This is a genomic window from Phormidesmis priestleyi ULC007 (assembly GCF_003003695.1).
Lineage (GTDB): Bacteria > Cyanobacteriota > Cyanobacteriia > Leptolyngbyales > Leptolyngbyaceae > Phormidesmis_A > Phormidesmis_A priestleyi_A.
On sequence record NZ_PVWG01000087.1, the window covers coordinates 1 to 6,643 of the forward strand.

5 protein-coding genes are annotated in these 6,643 nt (G+C 52.3%); 1 reads left to right on the top strand and 4 read right to left on the bottom strand.

Annotated elements, in window-relative coordinates; genetic code table 11:
- Positions 1-319: 319 nt before the first annotated feature.
- Positions 320-1,321: a hypothetical protein gene (locus C7B65_RS26385; RefSeq protein WP_143162131.1), complete on the top strand. Its 1,002-nt coding sequence runs from the start codon at positions 320-322 to the stop codon at positions 1,319-1,321.
- A gap of 132 nt (positions 1,322-1,453) precedes the next feature.
- Here the strand turns inward: C7B65_RS26385 and C7B65_RS26390 are convergent, their stop codons facing one another.
- The 4 genes from C7B65_RS26390 to C7B65_RS26405 form a co-directional block, all read right to left on the bottom strand.
- Positions 1,454-4,747: a hypothetical protein gene (locus C7B65_RS26390; RefSeq protein ID WP_223257533.1), complete on the bottom strand. Its 3,294-nt coding sequence runs from the start codon at positions 4,745-4,747 to the stop codon at positions 1,454-1,456.
- Between the two features lie 538 nt (positions 4,748-5,285).
- Positions 5,286-5,903: a Uma2 family endonuclease gene (locus C7B65_RS26395; RefSeq protein ID WP_073075309.1), complete on the bottom strand. Its 618-nt coding sequence runs from the start codon at positions 5,901-5,903 to the stop codon at positions 5,286-5,288.
- A 48-nt stretch (positions 5,904-5,951) separates the two neighbouring features.
- Positions 5,952-6,245, bottom strand: a complete 294-nt coding sequence (locus tag C7B65_RS26400) for a fertility inhibition FinO-like protein (RefSeq protein ID WP_073075308.1) — start codon at positions 6,243-6,245, stop codon at positions 5,952-5,954.
- Positions 6,223-6,489 (bottom strand): hypothetical protein, encoded by a 267-nt coding sequence (locus C7B65_RS26405; RefSeq protein WP_073075307.1) that lies wholly within the window; start codon positions 6,487-6,489, stop codon positions 6,223-6,225. Before C7B65_RS26405 ends, C7B65_RS26400 begins: the two co-directional genes overlap by 23 nt.
- Between the last annotated feature and the right edge of the window lie 154 nt (positions 6,490-6,643).

Here is a 6,643-nt window from a genome sequence, read left to right on the forward strand (position 1 = left end):
CTACCTTGCCATGATTCGGCTCATGGTGAGACGATTGGCGTAAAATTTGACCGCTTATTACTTTTCAAACAGCCTCTTAGGACTAATTAAGGAATTTGTCGCTTGGGGCATTAATCGTCGGGGGAATTCGTATGGGTGGGCCACCACGATCGTAAAAGCTCCCTTGGCGCTCGCGAAGTGGAAATATGCTGCTCAGTCTAAACGATCCTTATATCGTGATGTGGATCTAATTGAACAGATTCGAGCTTATCTCAATTCCTTGAATAGAAAATATTCAAAGCAACCTTCTCCGATGGAGGATAAGAAAGAATTAAAACTAATGAGTTTTGATCAGGCCGTGGCGATCGTGGAGTATCACCGCTCCTGTTGCGCTCCCTATCGAAATAATCACTGCCGGCGCTCGCAAATGGCGATTACTCGCGCCTGGCAACGGTATTTGATCATTGCTTTTTTAACCTATTGCCCATTGCGACAACGAGAAATTCGCGAGTTGGAGTTGGGTCGAACCCTAATCCGTGAAGAGGGGTATCGCGTCCGTTTGAGACCAGACGATAACAAAACTGGTGATGACCGAGACTTTCGTTTAGTGGATGTGTTTCCCACCCCAGTGATTACCGATCTAGATTATTGGCTAGATCACTACCGCCCTAATTTTTTGCACCAGGTCGAAACGGCAAGTGAGTCTGTAGAATCCTGGTTGAAGTTTGCCCATTATCCACCAGATTTGTTGGCATCCAAAATGCAGGACATCCCTCAACAAATGGAGAGCATAGCTATAGCTAACGGGCAATCCAGCCGGGAGTTTGTTCGCTTGGAGCGAAAATTGAAAAAGCTGCAAGCTATTCCTGAGTCACGGCTGCAAATTCCTGAACGCCTGAAACAACAGTTTGTTTTCTTAAGCTTAGGAGGCACGACTGGTAAAGATTCGGTTGGGTTACCATTGGGTCCGGGAAATCTCACAAGCTTAGTGAAAACAGCCGCTTTTAATGCCAGTGCCAACCTGGGAGAAATGGGACATCTCCTATTTGAGGGTCTAGAACCGCGTCAGACAAACCCTCATTTCTACCGGAACAATGGAATTACCCATGAGCGTCGTTATGGCAATCCCGAGAAGCGAGCGGCATTCCACAAGATGATTGGCAACTCAATCTCAGAGGGAGATCGTACCTACAATGAGATGACAGCCTCCGAAAAAACAGTGCAAGCGGCTGGATGGTGGGATACTCAATCTGATAAAACCGATACTCCGCGGCGCTTACACGGCATTCTGCAACAGCTTTCGTCTCAAGAGAAGCAGCTATTGAAGAAACTCCTAGAGTAGGATTAGGAATCTTGTACTGCTGGATGCAGCGAACTGCGAACAAGAACATCTCAAACTGAACTCAAAACCCGATGTAGATACTCCTTGAAGGTGAAGCAATACCAACTACGGTTTCAATAGATTGAGGCAGATTTATTCATTGATCAAGGACTGCAAAGGTTTAATTTGCTCTCTGGGAAGCCTCAGCAGCAAGGCTATGAGGATATTCACTTGGACTGCTGCATTCAACGATTGCCAGACCTCTATCCATTCCACCGGCTCTAGCCACCCATAAAAGATCTCAGTCACCGTTTCCAATACCTGTGCGGATGTTTCACACTCGGAGATCGCGGTCTCCAATACCGGAGCAACCAAGGCGCAAACCTCTTGAGAATCAGAATCTAGATTTTGACTAGTTTTGCTATTGGAACTCTCTAATAGTGTTTGTAGTAATGCCCAGTGCTGCGAGATGTACTGCTGGCTATACGGGATCAGCACCGAGATCGCCCGCTGAGTGATTTTCGTGCCGATGGCTTTAAGCTGCTGGATCGCCGCTTGCACAGCGAGAAAAAACCGCTCTCGCTTCGTACTGGCGTTGAGGGTGATGTCCGAAGCCTTAACGGGCTGCGTCGGACCATCTAGTTCAAAGTCGGTGAGGAGGATGACTTCCAGCGGCGTTTCTGCTCGGCGATGAGCGCGGAGTCGCCCAATGGCTTGATGGAACTCAGACAGAATCGAGCGATCCACATAAGCCCGAAACAGAGCCTCGTCATCCTGGGGATACTGCCCGACCAGCACCGCATATTCCGCCTGCAAGTCCGCGACATTGCGGCAGGGTGTGCCAACCAAAATCAAGCGCGTCGTCTGCTCAAAATCATTAATGCCCCGGCTATCGCGCCACCAGCAGCCCGTGCCCTCACTGGCAAACTTCTTAAAGTCGATTACCTTCGTTGTGGCATCCTGCTGCTGATAATGCGTCACGATCTCACTAGCTCGGCGCTGCTGTTCGTTGCCGCGCTGCATCCCCAGTCGTCCAAGATCGGTCACTTGAATCAGGGTGAGATGCGGGGACGGGGGCACCGATTGCTGACAGACAAAAATCTCCTCGATCGAGCAGCCGAGCTTCAGCGCTAAGTCGCCTGGGTGCAGCGTGCCATCGAGAAAGATTATCGCTTTCGCCGCCTCCATCATGGAGCGATGGCGCGAGTCGGACTGGGTGAGGATGAGTCCCTCCTGGCTAAGCCGCATTGAAGCTCCCGGATGAGTGCCGTTTAGAATCTGGAGCAAATCAGGAAGCCACTGCTTGAGCACGCGCTGCTGTGCCAGGTTGGCGAGTTCGGGATCTCGCTCAGAAAACTTCTTGCGGAGGTGGCGGGGTAAATCGGCTAAGTCTACCCCGTGTTCCGCCGTGGTGTTGAGAAAGCTCAAGTCAGGATACAAGACGTGCCTCAGTTCTGTCAGATCGATCGTCGGTTGGGGCAATCGGGCGACTAATTCTGGGTGAGCCATACCAAACTTGCCGAGTTTGGTCGAGCCATCGAGTAAGGGAATGAGCGCTACCAAGAGAGGTTGGAGCGCCTCAAAGAGCGTGGGAACTTCCATCAACCTGAGAATCGTCTGCTCCAAATCAGGCAACGTCACCCGGAGGTCTTGCTTGACACGGAAGTTCTGCCCCGGTTCATCGACTAGGAGCAAGGTGTCTGCTAGCGAATAGTCGCTCGGGTCGGGCAAACTGTCCAAGTGAACCCGCAGCTTGGGAGACGACAAGGCAGAGCGGCGCTGATTGAGAAACCCATAGCCCGGACCCTCGGCATGAGTGCAAGGTTCTCTCAACGGGCAAGTGCTGCAAATGAGAGACGCGGTATCTGACCCCTGAACGTGCTTGAGTCGCAGGGCACCGAGCAACTGATGGCGGCTACAGTTGGCAGGCAAATTGGGAGTCTCCTGGCGACCTACTCGCTTGAGGCGCACCCCTCCACCTGGGGTCACTTCTTGCACCAATCCCCCGTGTCGAGCTTCGAGGTCAATCCAGCCGTTCTCCTGAGCCAGGGTAGTGACGGTGGGATTGCGGTGCTGGTCAGAGGCATAAATAACTTGCTTGACCTCGAAGCTGGCAGGGTCTACTCGACCCGCATCGTAGGATTTGCCCGAGCCTGGGGGTGAGGTATCGAGAATGTAGCGGTAACCCAACCGAAGGGCATCCTGCCAAACTGAGAGGCGTTGACCCGGGGCATACTCGGAGCGTTGCCGCTCCATCAAAATCGCTCTTAAGGCAGCCGCCGATTGGGTGGGCTGTGGTTTCTGGTGTAAGGTTCGTCGAATCCGCTCTAACCAATCGAAGGTGGGATGAGCGGTCGCTTCAAACTGAGCGGTTGAGAGCCAGCGAATTGAGGCATCGGTTCCGAGTTCATCAATGTCAGGACTGGCTTTGGTCGTTTGACCCCACCAGGCAATTTGAACCTGGTAGCCCCACGTTCGCAGAAGCTTCCAAGTGGCGCGATATTGCCGCATCACCTGACGGTTCTGCACCGCTCCAGCATCGGGGTAAAACTCGATCGTCTGGGTGCCGAGTTCGAGCGCCAACGCCTCAAGCGTCGCTTTGAGAGTGTTGGGACTACTGGCGAACTGTCCGCCCGCAGCTCCAATCGTGATTTGCCCCTGACGCTGAGCGGTGATGAACGGCTTCGCCCCCACACCCTCGACCAGTGCGATGACGTGCCGCAGAATTTGAGTGGGTCGATGCACCGCCAGCGGCAGTTCGCCATTGGGCAAGTGGGGAGTAGATCCCTCTGGTCGGGTCTTCGTCGCGCTGGTGAGCCAGCGGTACCGTCCGCCGTCGTCTGCGAGTCGGAGGCGGAGTTGAAAGCCGACTAGGTGCCCGTGGACATCGAGAATCGGGCAGAGATACCCGGGTTGGCAGTTGAGGCTGAAGCCATCGAGACTGACTCCAGGAAGGGTAACCGGCAACGGGAAATTGAGGCGCTGCCACTGCTCGACGGATTTCACGCCCCAGGCTGCGATTTGAGCATCGGTCAATCCCCGGCGATGTAACTCTGCGCGGTCTTCAGGGTGCAGCGAGAGGGAGTCGAGTAGTGGGCGATAGGACTGGTTGCGGGCTTCGGCACTGAGCGGGAGAGGTGATCCGGGCTGTGGGTCTGGTTGGGATCGTTTGCGGCGCGGGTGCGATTGGACATGAGCTGTCCACTGGGCGGTAGCCGTGCGTCCATCATTGAGCACGAATTTGCCCCAGAGCTGGTCTTTAGTGAGTCCGATGAATTTGAAGCCCGGGGGAGCGTCGCCAGCATCGACCGTCATACAAAGATGGAGGTCGTTGATCTGCCGACATTTTCCAGTGAGGTCGCCGCAAATCTCACACGGATTGCCGCGGTTAGTCGAGGTAAATCTGCCGCGTCGAGCGGATGCAGATGAGGGTGGATGAATCAGCATGAGTTCTCTGTCCAAAAGGGATGGGGGGGACAGAGAGCCAGGAATGGTGCGAACTAGCGCCTTAAAAAGTCATTGAAATTCCATCGCTCTCTGCCCTGGAAATGAAGGGACGGGAGAGAGAACCAGGCTTAAATGCTCAAAAATGCACAGCAAAGTCTATTGCCATTCGAGACAAATGAGGCATAATAAACACATGGCACTGTCAGGAACCTAACTCTTAGCCGACCAAAGCCTTCAAGTTAGCGTCCCCGCCTCCCGTTATTCAAGCTAATATTTTGAGCCTTCAAAGCCCTCTCTGTTTGTAGCAGTGGGGGTTTTTGGCTTCTAGGGGTGCTAGAACACGATGGTGACCTCTCGCTTTACAAGGGTGGAAACTGGGTGCGTCATGGAATGTCTCTCACCGGTTTGACGTGAGATTAAGTGTATCAGGACATTTTCTCTGATCCGCGATCGATTCATGACAAATTCTTTTGTAGATGGGTGTGAGGAGTCATGTTTACCTGTACCCGTGAAGGGAGTGGATTTGAGAAGTTCTCACTCATCTGCCAGCCCTCAAAATTTGATCAGCCGTTAGTTGCAAGTCTGGGAACGTGGGAGAGAGAACCCGATCGCTCTCTCGGAACTGTGTGATTTGATATTCTCCGTCTACCAGCTCGCAGACTGAGAGCGTCGGTTGTTTAGGGGTACCGATATGCCGTTTTCCACCTAACCCTAAATAGTCAACGATCCAATATTCAGGGATGCCAAGGGCTTCATAGTCTACAAATTTGTGCCCATAGTCATCGCGCCAATTGGTGCTGACGACTTCGATGATCAGTTTGATAGAGGCACCGTTCTCGACTACTGATTCTTTTTCCCAGCGTGGGTCATCTGCGATCGTCAGTCTGTCGAGAACAATCCCATCGGGTTCGTAGCCAGAATCACCCTCGTCAGCTTTGATAATGCACTCCCTAGGCGTGAAATAGGGCAAGTTCGCACGCTCGATCGCAGCTCCTAACTTCACCATTAACCACCCTGCAATATCAGAATGCTTGCCTCTGGCCTTTGGCATCTCAACAATAGTCCCCCGGCGCAATTCATAGTGGCGATCGGTCGCCTCTGGCAGCCACTCGATAAATTCATCAAACGAAATTGGTTTTTCTAGTGCCTGAATCATGGCGATTCCTCCCTCGCAACATCAACTTAATTTCGGTCAATCCCTCTCCTATCCTGCTGTAGCAGGTTCTTTAGGTTTTTTCTCAAAGACTTGTATGTTTGGCTCTGCCAGCACAAAACCCTTTTCGGTCGGTTGCCCCATCTTGCCCGCGACGGCAGCGACCCACATCGGAAAGTTTGCTTGAGCGTCCTCCAGCTTCTTAAACATTTTGGGTTTGAGCGTGACAGAGATGATTTGACCCTCGCAGTCTATATCAAAGGACTTCCAGCCATTCTCAACCGTGGTGGCGTTTGGTAGTTCGCTAATTTTGATGGTGAGTTCAAGTTTTCCGGTCACTGGCATCGGTCGTTTCTCCTTCTAATCTTTCAGCCAACGCATAAGACATGATTTCACGGATCGCCTCTATCTGCCCTTTCAAGCTTCTCAGAACACCCTCTAATGTCTCATCATCAATCCAACTCTGAAGCCCTGTAGAGTCGGTTAGATAAAGCTCTGCGCTAAAGGTGCCATCAGCATAAGCAGAAACAGTAATGCTCGGATCGAAGTGGCGCGATGCTTCAGGCAGAAAGGAAGCACAGACACTCATCGACCAACCTGATACAGTGCTTGCGACGGGTAAATCATCGAAGCCTCGCCACTCTAAATTAGGAAAGTACTTAAGCACTAGTAGAGAGTCAAGGTTGAATTGAGGGATAAAGCCGCTTCAGTTTGACGCGAGCATCTGCGGTGGTAAATCGCCA